General features: G+C 63.8%; 13 protein-coding genes. 7 read left to right on the top strand and 6 right to left on the bottom strand.

Annotated elements, in window-relative coordinates; genetic code table 11:
- Positions 1–46: 46 nt before the first annotated feature.
- Both HOP51_RS14560 and HOP51_RS14555 read right to left on the bottom strand, forming a co-directional pair.
- Positions 47–1,069 carry a Nif3-like dinuclear metal center hexameric protein gene (locus HOP51_RS14560; protein WP_234274630.1) on the bottom strand — a complete coding sequence of 341 codons (1,023 nt, stop codon included), beginning with the start codon at positions 1,067–1,069 and terminating at the stop codon, positions 47–49.
- Positions 1,070–1,235: 166 nt separating this feature from the next.
- Positions 1,236–1,619 (bottom strand): Na-translocating system protein MpsC family protein, encoded by a 384-nt coding sequence (locus HOP51_RS14555; protein WP_234274629.1) that lies wholly within the window; start codon positions 1,617–1,619, stop codon positions 1,236–1,238.
- 488 nt (positions 1,620–2,107) lie between these two features.
- Here HOP51_RS14555 and HOP51_RS14550 point away from each other — a divergent pair, with 488 nt between their 5' ends.
- From HOP51_RS14550 to HOP51_RS14525, 6 genes are all read left to right on the top strand, one after another.
- Entirely contained in the window at positions 2,108–3,091 is a 984-nt protein-coding gene (locus HOP51_RS14550; protein WP_234274628.1) for a TAXI family TRAP transporter solute-binding subunit, read from the top strand.
- Between the two features lie 96 nt (positions 3,092–3,187).
- On the top strand, positions 3,188–5,146 hold the full coding sequence (locus HOP51_RS14545; RefSeq protein ID WP_234274627.1) for a TRAP transporter permease: 1,959 nt from the start codon (positions 3,188–3,190) through the stop codon (positions 5,144–5,146).
- The gene (locus HOP51_RS14540; RefSeq protein WP_234274626.1) at positions 5,143–6,090 is read left to right on the top strand and encodes a D-2-hydroxyacid dehydrogenase family protein; all 948 of its coding nucleotides are present in this window, start codon (positions 5,143–5,145) and stop codon (positions 6,088–6,090) included. Before HOP51_RS14545 ends, HOP51_RS14540 begins: the two co-directional genes overlap by 4 nt.
- A gap of 61 nt (positions 6,091–6,151) precedes the next feature.
- On the top strand, positions 6,152–7,135 hold the full coding sequence (locus HOP51_RS14535) for a TAXI family TRAP transporter solute-binding subunit (protein ID WP_234274625.1): 984 nt from the start codon (positions 6,152–6,154) through the stop codon (positions 7,133–7,135).
- Positions 7,136–7,285: 150 nt separating this feature from the next.
- The gene (locus tag HOP51_RS14530) at positions 7,286–8,215 is read left to right on the top strand and encodes a siderophore-interacting protein (RefSeq protein ID WP_234274624.1); all 930 of its coding nucleotides are present in this window, start codon (positions 7,286–7,288) and stop codon (positions 8,213–8,215) included.
- A gap of 94 nt (positions 8,216–8,309) precedes the next feature.
- The gene (locus HOP51_RS14525) at positions 8,310–8,912 is read left to right on the top strand and encodes a 2-hydroxychromene-2-carboxylate isomerase (protein WP_234274623.1); all 603 of its coding nucleotides are present in this window, start codon (positions 8,310–8,312) and stop codon (positions 8,910–8,912) included.
- Positions 8,913–8,928: 16 nt separating this feature from the next.
- Here HOP51_RS14525 and HOP51_RS14520 read toward each other — a convergent pair whose 3' ends face one another.
- Positions 8,929–9,858 (bottom strand): DMT family transporter, encoded by a 930-nt coding sequence (locus HOP51_RS14520; RefSeq protein WP_234274622.1) that lies wholly within the window; start codon positions 9,856–9,858, stop codon positions 8,929–8,931.
- A 96-nt stretch (positions 9,859–9,954) separates the two neighbouring features.
- On the opposite strand from HOP51_RS14520, the gene HOP51_RS14515 reads away from it, so the two are divergent.
- The gene (locus HOP51_RS14515) at positions 9,955–10,908 is read left to right on the top strand and encodes a LysR substrate-binding domain-containing protein (protein WP_234274621.1); all 954 of its coding nucleotides are present in this window, start codon (positions 9,955–9,957) and stop codon (positions 10,906–10,908) included.
- A gap of 6 nt (positions 10,909–10,914) precedes the next feature.
- On the opposite strand, the gene HOP51_RS14510 is transcribed toward HOP51_RS14515, so the two are convergent.
- The 3 genes from HOP51_RS14510 to HOP51_RS14500 all read right to left on the bottom strand — a co-directional run bounded on the left by HOP51_RS14510 (position 10,915) and on the right by HOP51_RS14500 (position 13,254).
- Positions 10,915–11,529 carry a flavin reductase family protein gene (locus HOP51_RS14510; RefSeq protein WP_234274773.1) on the bottom strand — a complete coding sequence of 205 codons (615 nt, stop codon included), beginning with the start codon at positions 11,527–11,529 and terminating at the stop codon, positions 10,915–10,917.
- Between the two features lie 64 nt (positions 11,530–11,593).
- Positions 11,594–11,770, bottom strand: coding sequence for a helix-turn-helix domain-containing protein (locus HOP51_RS14505; RefSeq protein ID WP_234274620.1), 177 nt, complete (start codon positions 11,768–11,770; stop codon positions 11,594–11,596).
- Positions 11,771–11,937: 167 nt separating this feature from the next.
- Entirely contained in the window at positions 11,938–13,254 is a 1,317-nt protein-coding gene (locus HOP51_RS14500) for a short-chain fatty acid transporter (RefSeq protein WP_234274619.1), read from the bottom strand.
- Between the last annotated feature and the right edge of the window lie 31 nt (positions 13,255–13,285).

The raw sequence follows: 13,285 nt of genomic DNA, 5'->3' as shown, positions 1-13,285 counted from the left end.
CGATTGTGGATAACCTGTGTTTAACGTGTCATGTACCTGTGTCCGCCTAGGTCTCGCTCAAGGCATGCTTGCCCAATAGATGGCTCGCCGACATCTCGCGTGCATAGGCCTGCATGGCCGCGTTGCCGACCTTGTGTGCCGGCGTGGAGGTGACCCGGTCACGGAACAGCACCACTTCCACGCCTTCGAGCAGCTCAGCGAGGGCATGGGCCAGCGGCAGTCCGTTTTCCAGAATCTCCATCACATGGCAGTTGCCGACCAGGAAGTTGAGCCCCAGCTCACGGGCCGTCTCGATCAGTTCGTGGCCGGCATAGACGCGGCTGATCGAAGCCAGCACGGTATCCACATCGGGATTCTCGGCCACGGCCTGACGCAGGTTCTCCGGCGAGAAACCGGTATGCGGAAAGATGTGCAGCACATTCTCGACCCGGCTGCCGCGCTCGCCGAGATGGATGAAGCCGCGGGTCTCCACACTGGTTTCGCGGATTTCCTCGATGCCGCGCACCAGGCGCTCCTCGGCCAGCAGGGCGCGGTCCTGATCCAGCGCCATGAAGCCGTCCAGGCGGTCGAGAATGTCGCCCAGGGTGGCGATACCCGGCAGCGCCCGGCCCACGAACACGATATTGCCATGCACGCCGCCGTAGGAAATGCTGCCCTTCAGCACCTTGTGGCCGTGCAGGAAGGGAATGCCGGGATGCAGGCCGTGAAAGGCCTCGTGGCACTCTAGCCCCGCCACGTCGTAGAGATCGAGATAGTGCTTCAGCGTCACCCCGCCGCAACTGGCGGCATCGGCGATGGGGTGATGCGCCACGACGGCATCCACGCCGGTGGCGCCCGCCAGTTCGATCACCAGCTCGGTCATGGTCATGCACACGGCGATCTTCTTCACCTCCTTGTTTGCGTCGCCGTAGATCAGCCCCGGAATCTCCAACACCTCCTTGCCGTAGATGCCGGACGACTTGAGAATCACGAAAGGATGCTTCCCGCTCTTTACCTCCTCCATGGACGAAACCGTTCTGCCGCCCGTTATCACGCTCATTGCATTGACGATATCCGCTACCTTGGCCATCGCATTTCTCCTCTCTTAGCCACAAAAAAAGACCGCCAGCACAGCGAGAGGCCTTTGCCTCCAACTGCGCTGACGGTCTCGAGCACTCGTCCTGTCAGGGCGAGTTCACATCACCAGTCAACGGTCTTTCCTGTACGGACTTGCGGTCTATGCCCTGACGTTGGGGTCAGAGGTAGTCGCGCACGTCTCGTTGCAACAACACCACGGTAGCGGAAAGCTCGGCCTGCGCGTCGTAGTCCTTGAAGATGGAAACGATCTCGAAGCCGTACTTCTCTACCAGCAGCTGCTTGAATTCGTTCTTGAAACCCTTGATCAAGTAGTGGTCGGCCAGCTCGCTCACGTTGCTGTTCAGTGTATTTAGATAGGCCAGCGAGGGAACCCGCTTGTGTAGCGCGACGATGAGTATCTTGTCGCCCTGCACGTCGACCTTCTGGCGCACCACACCGATACCGAAGATGCGATGGTTGACCTCGTTGTAGTCCTTGATCAGCTCCTGCTTGAACTGCCCCAGGGAGTAGGTGCCCGGGGAATGACTGTCCAAGGCGCTCATGGTCTACCTCGCATCGGCTCGGCTGGCTCTCGCCAGTTGGTATACCAACTTCATACATCACTGAGACTAGCCAAGCGATAAAAACCTGTCAACCATGAATAATCGATTATTTTCCTGACGCCCCGATGCGACGGTAACTCTCTATTCTTCTAGTGAACTCTCAGCGTCATCGCCAGACCTTGCGGGCGCTGGAGAGGCCTGGCATGCAGAGAAAGCCATCGAAATTCGGTATACCATAACGCACTCCCCTTCCCCTTGCGCATTCCTCTCTCAGACTTCTCCGTTCGCGAAGGCAGGATCATGAATTACCAATACACAAGGCCATGGCGCGCAGGTATCAATAGAGTATGGCGATGTTGATTCGCCTTTTCGCGCCGCAACGGGGTGCCCCCAGGCAGGCAGCCCTCAACAGCCCGATTCGATCAGGAGAGGCCCCAAATATTTTGTCTGACGAGAAATAGCCTCTCTAACCGCAAGAGGACATAACAATGATGCAATTCCGCTGGAAAGCACGCCAGACCATTCCCGCCTCCCTGCTGGTACTCGGCAGCCTGGCGGCCACCACTACCCAGGCCGATACCGCACTCAACCTCGGCGCCGTTCCCACCGGCACCGGCTGGTTCTTCGGCATATCCGAGGGCGCACGGGTGATCAGCGCCAATACCCCATACGAGATTACCGTGCGCGAGACCGGCGGCACCCGCGAGAACGCCATTCGCCTAACCCGCGGCGACCTCGACCTGGCCTTCACCGAAGCCCTGGTGGGTTATGAAATGTACAACGGCACCGGCCGCTTCGAGGACACCCCCAACCCGGATGCCCGGCTGATCTACTGGATCGCTCCGTCCACCATGCACTGGGCAGTGCGCCAGGACAGCGGCATCGAAACCTTCGAAGGCCTCAACGGCGAGCGCTTCAACCCCAGCAGCATCGGTGGCGGCGGCGAATACATCACCGAGCTGGTATTCGACATCCTCGGCGTGGAGCCCGACTTCCAGCGCATGCGCATCGACGATGCCGCCGAGGGCGTGGTCGACGGACGCCTGGTCGGCTTCAGCTATAACGGCGTACCACCGATTCCGGCCTTCACCGAGGTGCATTCGTCACGCCCGCTGCGGCTGCTGTCGCTCTCCGAGGAGCAGGTCGATCAAGTCACCGAAGAGCTGCCCTTCCTGACCGGCACCGTGATCCCGGAAGGCACCTACCGCAACATGCCCGAGGCAACATCGCTCGGTATCTACATGGGCGTGGCCGCCAACGCCGACCTCGACGATGATGTGGTTTACGAGATCACCAAGGCATACTGGGAGAATCAGGAGCAAGTCGCGGCCTCGTTCAAGCCCGCCGAGGGCGTGACGCCGCAGACTGTCATCGACAACGCCACCTTCCCGCTGCACGCCGGGGCGCTGCGCTACTATCAGGAGCTGGGACTCGACATTCCCGACGACGTCCTGCCACCCGAAGCGCAATAAGCCGCCCCCTGCCCCGCGCCAGCCGCGGGGCAAACCGTAACCACAGCATGACGTGCCGCCGCCGCCCTCCGAACGCGGCGGCACGGGAGTCATCCGATGGACACCCCTGAAAACCCGAAAGTGGTCGAAAAATATTCCGAGGATTCGGGAAAGCGGAAGCTCACGGGCTTCTGGTTCCTGATAACGCGTCTTGCCGCGGTGTCCATGGCGCTGTTCCATCTCTACACCGCCGTTACCGGCCCAGTGAACACGCAGAACGCCGTGCACTTGCTGTTCGCCATTCCGCTGATCTTCCTGGCTTACCGCTGCCGGGCACGGGACGCCGACCGCGTGCCCTGGTTCGACATCGTGCCGGTCGCGCTGGGTGTGGCCATCAGCGCTTACTACATCCACCACTTCGATCGCATCATCTACCAGTTGGGTTACCTGATGCCCACCACATTGGACCTGGTGCTCGGGGCCTCGGCCATCCTGCTGCTGCTGGAGGCATGCCGCCGCGCGATCGGCCTGGCCTTTCCCATCCTGGTGCTGATCGCCCTGGCCTATGCGGCTTTCGGCCACTACCTGCCTGGCGTTTGGGGCCATGGCGGCTTCCGCTGGGATGACCTGGTGGCCACCTTCTACATGAGCCCCACCGGCGTTTACGGCAGCCTGATGCGCACCTCCTCCACGGTGATCGTGATCTTCATCATGTTCGGCGCGCTGCTGGTCACCACTGGCGGTGGCGACACTTTCATGCGCCTCTCCAACGCCGCTACAGGGGGCATGGCCGGCGGCCCAGCCAAGGCCGCTACCCTGTGCAGCGCCATGTTCGGCAGCATCAGCGGCAGCACCGCGGCCAACGTGGCCACCACCGGGGTATTCACCATCCCGCTGATGAAGCGCAACGGTTACAGCCCGCGTTTCGCCGCCGCCACGGAGGCCTCCGCCTCCACTGGCGGCCAGATCCTGCCGCCGGTGATGAGCGCAGCAGCCTTCGTCATGGCCGACGTGATCTCGACCAGCTACCTGAACATCATCGGCGCCGCGCTGATCCCGGCGCTGCTGTTCTACCTCGCCATCTGGATGAGCGTGCACTTCGAGGCCAAGCGCCTCGGGCTCAACCCCATCCCCAAGGCGGAACGCCCGACCCTGCGCCAGGGCCTCTACAACATCGAGACCCTGGCGATCCCCCTGGCGGTGCTGATCGCACTGCTGGTGATGCGCTACACACCCACCACCGCAGCGGTGGCGGCTTACTTCACGGCGCTGCTGCTCTACCTGTTCTCCTGGCGCAGCCCCGGCACCTTAGTCGAGCGCCTCAAGTCGCTGCCGGCGGCGCTGGAGGCCGGCGCCATGACCGCCGCCATGATCGCGGTGATCATCGGCAGCGTGGCGATCATCGCCTCGGTGATCAGCCTCACCGGTCTGGGGCTCAAGGTCTCCTCGGTGATCCTCGTCGTCAGCGGCGGCGACGTGCTGGTCACCCTGCTGCTGGCCATGGTAGTGGCGATCATCCTCGGCATGGGCCTGCCCACCGTGGCCGCCTACATGCTGGCCGCCTCGGTGGTCGCCGCCGCCTTCGTCGAGGCCGGGCTGCCGAGCCTCTCGGCCCACCTGTTCATCCTTTACTTCGCCATCCTCTCGGGCGTCACGCCGCCGGTGGCGCTGGCCGCCTACATTGGCGGCGCCATCGCTGGCTCGCACTGGTTCCGCACCGCGCTCACCGCCACCAAGATCTCGCTGGGCGGCTTCTTGATCCCCTACATGTTCATCTACCATCCGCCGCTGCTGGGCAACGGCACGGGGCTGGAGATAGCCCTGGCGGTAGGCAGCGGCGTGCTCGGCATCATTGCCCTGGCGGCCTCCACCATCGGCTATTTCCTGCGCCCCTGCTCCTGGCCCGAGCGCGGCCTGCTGCTGGCCGCGGCGCTGATGCTGATCAGTGGCCAACTGATTACCGACGCGCTGGGCATCGCCCTGATCGGCGCCGTGTGGGCCTGGCAATATCGGCTGAACCGAAGCAAATTAGGAGCTTCTTCTTCACCTGCGGCCAGCAAGGAGCCTGCCCAATGAAGATCGTGATCCCCGAGGACTATCAGGACTGCGTGCGCCATCTCGACGCCTTCACCAAGCTGGAGGGCAAGGAAGTCACCATCTACAACGACAGCGTGAGCGACGAGGACGCCCTGGTGGAACGCTTCGCCGACGCCGATGCCCTGGTACTGATTCGCGAGCGCACGCCGATCACCGAGTCCCTGCTGGCCCGACTGCCCCGGCTCAAGGCGATCAGCCAGACCGGCGGCGGCGCGGCCCACGTCGACATGGCCGCCTGCAAGCGCCACGGCGTCACGGTCATGGCCGGCACCGGCTCTCCCCATGCCGCCGCCGAACTCACCTGGGGCCTGGTGCTGGCGGCCATGCGGCACATTCCCGAGGAGTTCGAGAACCTCAAGGCCGGCCGCTGGCAGCGCACCCTGGGCACCGGTCTCAAGGGCCGCACCCTGGGGATCTTCGGCTACGGCAAGATCGGCCAACTGATCGCCCGCTACGGCCAGGCCTTCGAGATGAACGTGCTGGTGTGGGGCCGCGAGGGCACCCGCACCCGCGCCGCCGAGGCCGGCCTCGAAGTGGCGGCAAGCCAGGCCGAGCTGTTCGAACGCAGCGACGTGCTCAGCCTGCACCTGCGCCTGAACGCCGACACTCGCGGCATCGTCACCAGCGAGGATCTTGCGCGCATGAAGCCCAGCGCCTTACTGGTTAACACCAGCCGCGCGCCACTGATCGTACCGGGAGCGCTGGAAGAGGCGCTGCGCAAGGGCCGCCCGGGCCGCGCCGCGGTAGACGTGTTCGAAGAGGAGCCGGTGACCCGCCATCCGCTGCTCACGCTGCCCAATTTCCTCGCCACACCGCACCTGGGCTATGTGGAGAAGGACAGCTACGAACTCTACTTCGGCGATGCCTTCGACAACCTGCTGGCCTTCGAGGCGGGCCGGCCGGTGAAGAACCTGGCCGAGTGAAGGGAGAAGTACGACACGCCAAGCACGGCCAACAACAAACAACAGCACAAGGAGATACGCCATGACACTGCCCAGCTCTCTTCGTCACGCCCTGAAGCCGCTTGCCGCGGCAACGCTCGCCGCCAGCCTGGTCGCGCCAGCCGCCGCCCAGGAAGCGATCGGCATCGGCGTGGCACCGGCGGCTTCCGGCTGGTACTTCGGCTTCTCGGAGCTTTCACGGCTGGTCAGCGCCGATTCACCGCTTGAGGTCTCGGTGCGCGAGACCGGCGGCTCGCGTGAGAACGCCATCCGTCTCGGCCGCGGCGAGATCGACATGGGCCTGATCGACGCCCCGGGTGCCTATGAGGCCTACACCGGCACGGGGCGCTACGAGAACGACCCCATCGAGCAGATGCGCATGGTGCTGTGGGTGGCGCCTTCGACCATGCACTGGGCAGTACGCCAGGACAGCGGCATCGAAACCTTCGAGGATCTCGAGGGCGAGCGCTTCAACCCCAGCAGCATCGGCGGTGGCGGCGAGTACATCACCGAGTTGGTGTTCAATGCCCTGGGCATCGCCCCTGACTTCCAGCGCATGAGCATGTCCGATGCCGCGGATGCCGTGGTCGACGGGCGCATCGTCGGCTTCAGCTACAACGGCATCCCGCCGATTCCGGCCTTCACCGAGGTGCACTCCTCACGCCCGCTGCGCGTGCTCTCACTGAGCGACGAGCAGGTGGTTACCGCCACCGAGGCGCTACCGTTCCTCTCGGCCACCGAGATCCCCGAAGGCACCTACCGCGACATGCCGGCGGCCACCACGCTCGGCACTTACATCGGTATCGCCGCCACCAGCGACCTTTCCGAGGAAGCCGCCTACGAATTCACTCGCGCCTATTGGGAGAACGTCGAGCAGCTGGGCGAGACCTTCGCCCCGGCCCAGGGCATGAGCGCCGAAATCTCGGTGGAGAACACCGCCACGCCGCTGCATGCCGGTGCGCTGCGCTATTACCGCGAGATCGGTATCGAGGTACCGGAGGAACTGGTGCCGCCCGAAGCGCAGTAAACACGCCATTCACAGCATCGGGCACTTATCACGCCGCCGGTGGGGCCCCATCGGCGGCGGAACGGCACTGAGAAATAGTACCGAGAAATAGCATTGAGAACCATTATCGAAAATGCTAGCCTGCCGCCATCTCATGCGGAGCGACACACCATGGCCAAGCAGAGCTACCAGGTCTTCGACATCACCCTTGCCCACCGGCATCAGGTCAGCGCCTCGCTGGTCAGGTTCACGTTCACCGGGCCCGAAGTCTCGCGCATGACCACCTGCGCGCCGGACCAGCGTATCAAGCTGTTCTTCCCCGAAGCCCAAGGCAGCCTCGATGCCCTGTTCGGTTGCGTCGAGCGCGAGCCCGAAAACTGGTACGCCTCCTATCGCGCCCTGCCGGAAGCCCTGCGCCCGCCGATGCGCACCTATACCATTCGCGAGCTGCGGGCCGAACGCGGCGAAGTCGATGTCGAATTCGTGCTGCACGGCGACGCAGGCCCCGCCTCGCGCTGGGCCATGCGCGCCCAGCCGGGCGAGCGCCTGGCCATGACCGCACCGGTCGTCGAGGTGGAAAACCTCGGCGTGGGTTACGAATGGAAGCCCCCGCGCGGCGTGAAGCGCATCCTTATCGTGGCCGACGAAACGGCCCTGCCGGCGACGGCCGGCATCCTGGAGGAACTCGCCGCGCGTGCCGATCGCCCACAGTTGGACGCACTGATCGAGGTCCCCCTGGGCGATGACGCCCGACCACTAGCCGCCACCGCCGGGGTGCGCTGGCTGCCGCGCGATGCCACGCCCGGATACGCTCACGGCGAGCGGCTGCTACGCGCGATTCGCGACGTCGACCTGCATCACGAGATCGCCCACCTGGGCGCCAGCCCCGAAGGCGGCGCCGAGGCGCCAGCGGAGCCAGGCGACGACGAGCTGCTGTGGGAAGCCGCGGAAACCGACGACGGCGCTCCCTTCTACGCCTGGATCGCCGCCGAGACCAAGGTGGCGCTGGGTATCCGGCGCTACCTGGTCAATGAGTGCGGGCTGCCCAAGCACTGCGTCAGCAGCATGGGCTACTGGCGCGAGGGCAAGGTGCTGGGGTGAATCGCCACGCCCTGGCCAAGGTACGAAGCGAGACAATACTCTGCAGGCGCGCTAGCCTCAGAAAACCCTACGCAACGGACCTGAGGACGCATCCATGTCGCAGACCATCACCTACTACCTGAGCCTGGTATCGCCCTGGACCTACCTCGGCCACGCCCGGCTCGGCGAGATCGCCGCCCGCCACGGCGCCACCATCGACTATGTGCCGATCACCGTCAGCGGCATCTTCCCCAGGACAGGCGGGCTGCCGCTGCCCAAGCGCGCGCCGGAACGCCAGGCCTATCGCCTGGTCGAGCTACAACGCTGGAAGCAGGTGCTTAGCGTTCCGCTCACCGTACAGCCCAAGTATTTCCCCACCGACGACCGCCCCGCGGCACGTCTGGCCTTGACCGCCAAGGCCCGGGGCCACGACATCGCCGGGCTCTCGCTGGCCGTCCTGCGGGCCTGCTGGGCCGAAGAGCGCGACATTGCGGACCTCGCCACGTTGCGCGAGATCGCCGATGCCTGTGGTCTGGACGGCCAGGCGCTACTGGATGAGTCGGAGACACAAGCGGGGCAGCAGCGACTCGACGACGCTTGTGAACAGGCCATCGCCGCCGGCTGCTTCGGCGTTCCCTGGTACGAGGTCGCAGGCGAGCCGTTCTGGGGCCAGGACCGCCTGAATCTGGTAGAGAAAAAGCTGACCGGCGAGCTGTGAGCCGACCGACGAACCCCTAACGTGTCACCATCAGCAGACCGGCCAGCAGCGCAATGCCACCCGCGATGAAATTCATCGTCAATGGTTCGCCGAGCAGGGCGGCGCCGAACAGCACGCCGAACACCGGCGACAGGAACGAGAAGATGCCCAGCTGCGAGGCGAAGTAGCGCCGCAGCAGCGAGAACCAGAGCAGCAACGCGGCGAAAGAGATCACCAGCGTCTGGAAGGCAAGGCTGGCTATGACAGCACCGGTCGCATGGATGCGGCCAAGATCCCCCAGTAGCGTGGAGACGGGCAAGAGCAGTAGGCCGGCGATAACGAGCTGGTAGCACAGGGCCTGGACCGGCGGCGCTTCGGAGAGCGATGAGCGCCGGATCACCAGCGTGGTCGCGGCCCAGGAGAGGCCCGCCAGCAGCCCGAGGGCATCGCCCAGCAGGATGGCGCCGGCATTCTCGATATCGGCCGTCGGGGCCATCGCCATGGCCATGCCGGCGAAGGCCAGCCCGACACCCGCCCACTGCCGTCGCGTCAACTGCTCGCCTGGCACCCAGAGATGCAACCCCAACGCGGCGAACACTGGCGCGGTGTACAGAAACACCGACATGTGCGAAGCCAGCGTATAGTTCAGCCCCCACGCCACGAACACGAATTCCGCCGTGAACCCCAATCCCACCAATAACCCCGGCCCGAGGCGAGCGCGAAAATCGGACAACCGCAAGCCATGCCGGTAGGCCAAGGCCGCCACCAGAGAGGCCGCGATGGCTGAACGCAGGGCGATCTGCGCCAATGGCGAGATATCGGCAGCGACCGCCTTGATCGCGACCTGCTGAAGCCCGAGCGCGAGGCAGAACAGCACCATCAAGCCGCTCGCCTGCAAATCGATGTGGCGGCGCGAGGCCGTGCTCGCCACAGCCTCAGTTCGAGTCAATCGCCTGACGCGCTCCATACCGCCTCCTCGACCGTGAATACCGCTAGTCAAGCAGTTGTCAGCGCTGGCTCCAAACGATTACTCTGCCGCTCTAGGCTCAGGAAAACTCACTCTATGAAAATCGAGCGCCTGCCCCTGAATGCGCTTCGGGCTTTTGCCGAAGCGGCACGAGAAGGAAGCTTCAAGACTGCCGCCGGCCGCTTGGGCGTTACCCCCGGTGCGGTCAGCCGACAGATCAAGCAACTCGAGGAGCGACTGGGGATTGCTCTTTTCGACCGGCACGCCAACGGTGTACGTCTGAATGAGGCCGGACGCCGCCTAGCCGCCGACATCGACAGTGGCCTGGAGCGTATTGCGGCGGGGGTCACGGCCGCCAAAGAACAGGCACGCAGCGCCGCCACCCTGTCGCTGAGCGCCCCGCCTTCCTTCCTGCAATTGTGGCTGCTGCCGCGTCTGGCGGGCTTCGAAGCCTCGGTGCAGGGGCTCAGCATCTCCCTCGACGCCAACCAATCGCTTACCGTGCCCGCCTGGCACGGCGACGGCGCACGCCTGGCGATTCGCTATGGCCGCGGCCCCTGGCCGGGCGTGACGAGTCATCGCCTGTTTGCCGATGAACTGTTTCCCGTCTGTGCCCCATCGTTGCTGCAACAGGGCCAGCCTTTGCGGGAACCCGCCGATCTGGTCGACCACACCCTGCTGGACGTCGGCTGGGAATCGCGACAAGGGATCGCCTTTCCCGGCTGGAGCGAATGGCTTGAGGCCGCCGGCGTCGACGACAAAGTCGCCCCGCCACAGCACCGCTATTCGCTGTTCGGCCTGGCCCTGGATCAGGCCATCGCCGGGCGAGGCGTCATGCTCGCCAACCACCCTATCGCAATGGATCGCTTGAAGAGCGGTATCCTCGTACGTCCCTTCGGCGAACGCTACATTCTTGCCTCGCCCATGACCTATGACCTGCTGGTGCCCGCCACTGGCGACACACCACCCGCGGTCGCTCGCTTCATCGAGTGGCTGCTGGCCGAAGCGGCCGCCTTCGACCGGGAGACGCTGGGCGGCAAGGCGGACTGAGCCCGGTCACGCAGGCCTTTCCAGCCCGAACAAGTCGCTAGTGCGGGCGTAGTCACTACCCGCCATCCTCCCGATGGGCTTGAGTGCCTCGACGCTCACGTGACGGCCGTTCCAGATGGCATCGTCGATGTGGATCGACACCACCTCCGCCAGCACCAGGCAGCCCGCCATGGGCTGGTCGCCGAAGCGCACGATCTCGCGCAGCCGACAGCCGAAGGCCACCGGAGCCGCCGCCACCCGCGGCACCGACAGCCCCGGCATGGTGGCCTTCTCCAGGCCGGCCAGGGCGAACTCGTCCTCTCCCGCCGGCAGGCTGGCACTGGTGGCATTCATTTCATTGACCAGCGCCTCGCCGCTGATGTGCACCACGCACTCCGGTACTTGCTCCAGATTGCGAATGGTGTCCTTGGGTTGACTTTCGCCATTGAGCAGCGGCGAGAAGCCCAGCACCGGGGGCGCCACGCTCACCACGTTGAAGAAGGAGAACGGCGCCAGATTGGTGTTGCCGGCGCGATCGTGCGTCGAGACCCAGGCAATGGGGCGCGGGCAGATCGTGCCGCAGAACAGGCGATAGATGGCTCCGCTGCTCAGCGGCGCCTCTTCCAGCAGATAGTCGCTCATGGCCAGCCCTTGTTGCATTCGGTAAGGCTTCCATCCTACACCCGTCGTGGCATCGCTCAATGCGTCATTGCCATGCCCGCCGCCTGGGCCGGCGGCAACAGCGCCGCGAGGCTTTCATTTCGCGCACTTCCTCGCCGGGCGGCCGGCCGAAGAAGCGCTTGAACTCGCGGCTGAACTGCGAAGGGCTCTCGTAGCCCACCCTGGCGGCAGCTGCCGCTGCGGGCAGGCCATCACGGATCATCAGCAGCCGGGCCTGGTGCAGCCGCGTCGACTTGATGTACTGCAGAGGGCGAAGACTGGGTCACCGCCTTGAAGTGCACGTGAAAGGCCGCCGTACTTATGCCGACTTCGCTGGCCAGGCATCCCTGAAAGACGCACCCAATACTGGCAGCTCATGCCTCTCGTCACTTAGATTATCAACAATGCGGCTGCAATGGCGATGCCTGTCGTACCCATCATGATAACGCAGAAACCCATGATATCACGCGCCTTGAGCCCGGCAATTGCCAGTACGGGCAACGCCCAGAACGGTTGAATCAGGTTGGTCCAAGCATCGCCCCAGACAAAAGCGATGATAACGTCCGAAATATCCGCGTTCAGTGACTGGGCCGCTTCGACGAGGATCGGCCCTTGAACCACCCATTGCCCACCTCCTGAAGGTATAAAGATATTTAACACACCCGCTGAGAGAAAGCTGACGAACGGCAATGTACTAGCCGTCGAAATGCTGGTAAATCCCTGCGCCAGGCTAGCCCCCAGGCCCGAGGCACCCATCATGCCCATAATCCCGGCATAGAAAGGAAACTGGATCAACACACCCGAAACACCACGCGCAGCTTCATCAATTGACGAGAGAAAACTTCGAGGACTGGCATGCAGCGCCAGGCCCAGAAAGATAAGTATAAAAATGATGATGTTAAGATTGAGCCCGCCGCCATTCATGGCATACACGGAAACCGAAGCAAAACCCAGCGCCGCACTGGCCCAGGCGAGCGTCTTGGAGCGCTCTATGCGCTCGGCCGGACGCAGTGTCTCCGACGGGCTGTCCTTGATGTCTTCATCCTTGAGCTTGTCGATCTCGACGGTCACCGGCTTGTTGATACCGCGCATCAACAAACGGCATGTTAAGGGCAACACGATGAGGATCGCGGCACAAATACTTAGGTTGAGCACTCCGAAGATCGTTTCTCTGGTAGGGATCAACCCCACCTGGTCCTCCAGAAAATGCCCCGGCGTAGCGACAAGTAGCGTTGCCGATCCCGACAGCCCAGCATGAAAACTCATGAACCCGGCGTAGGCACTGGCCACCAAGAGCCGATAGTCGACACCCTCGACACGCCGTGCCAGTTCACGAGCCAATATGGCGCCGGCCACCAGGCCCATACCCCAGTTGATCCAGCAAATGACAAGCGTAGTGAAGCTCACTGTCAAAATGGCACGCCCCGGCGTTTTCGCCACGTTAGCGATGCGATCGACCAAGCCCATGAACAAGGGAGTACGTGCTACGGTGAAGCCGGCAACGAGGATGAGAGTCATCTGCATCGCAAAGCTCAGCAGATTCCAGAATCCATCCTGCCAATAGCCAAGCATCGCGACCGCTCCTTGCCCTTGGAAAATCATTCCGGCTACGAACACGATTAATGTAATGAAAAGCACCAAGATCAGCGGATCGGGCATATATCGATCAAACGCGTTAACGAAACCGCCGGTAAATGTCTTGAGCATGCTGCGCTCTTCACCGGGCTTCAACTCTTGA

The organism is Billgrantia zhangzhouensis (genome assembly GCF_021404465.1).
Classification (GTDB): Bacteria; Pseudomonadota; Gammaproteobacteria; order Pseudomonadales; family Halomonadaceae; genus Halomonas; species Halomonas zhangzhouensis.
This window is presented reverse-complemented; position numbering and strand designations above follow the sequence as displayed.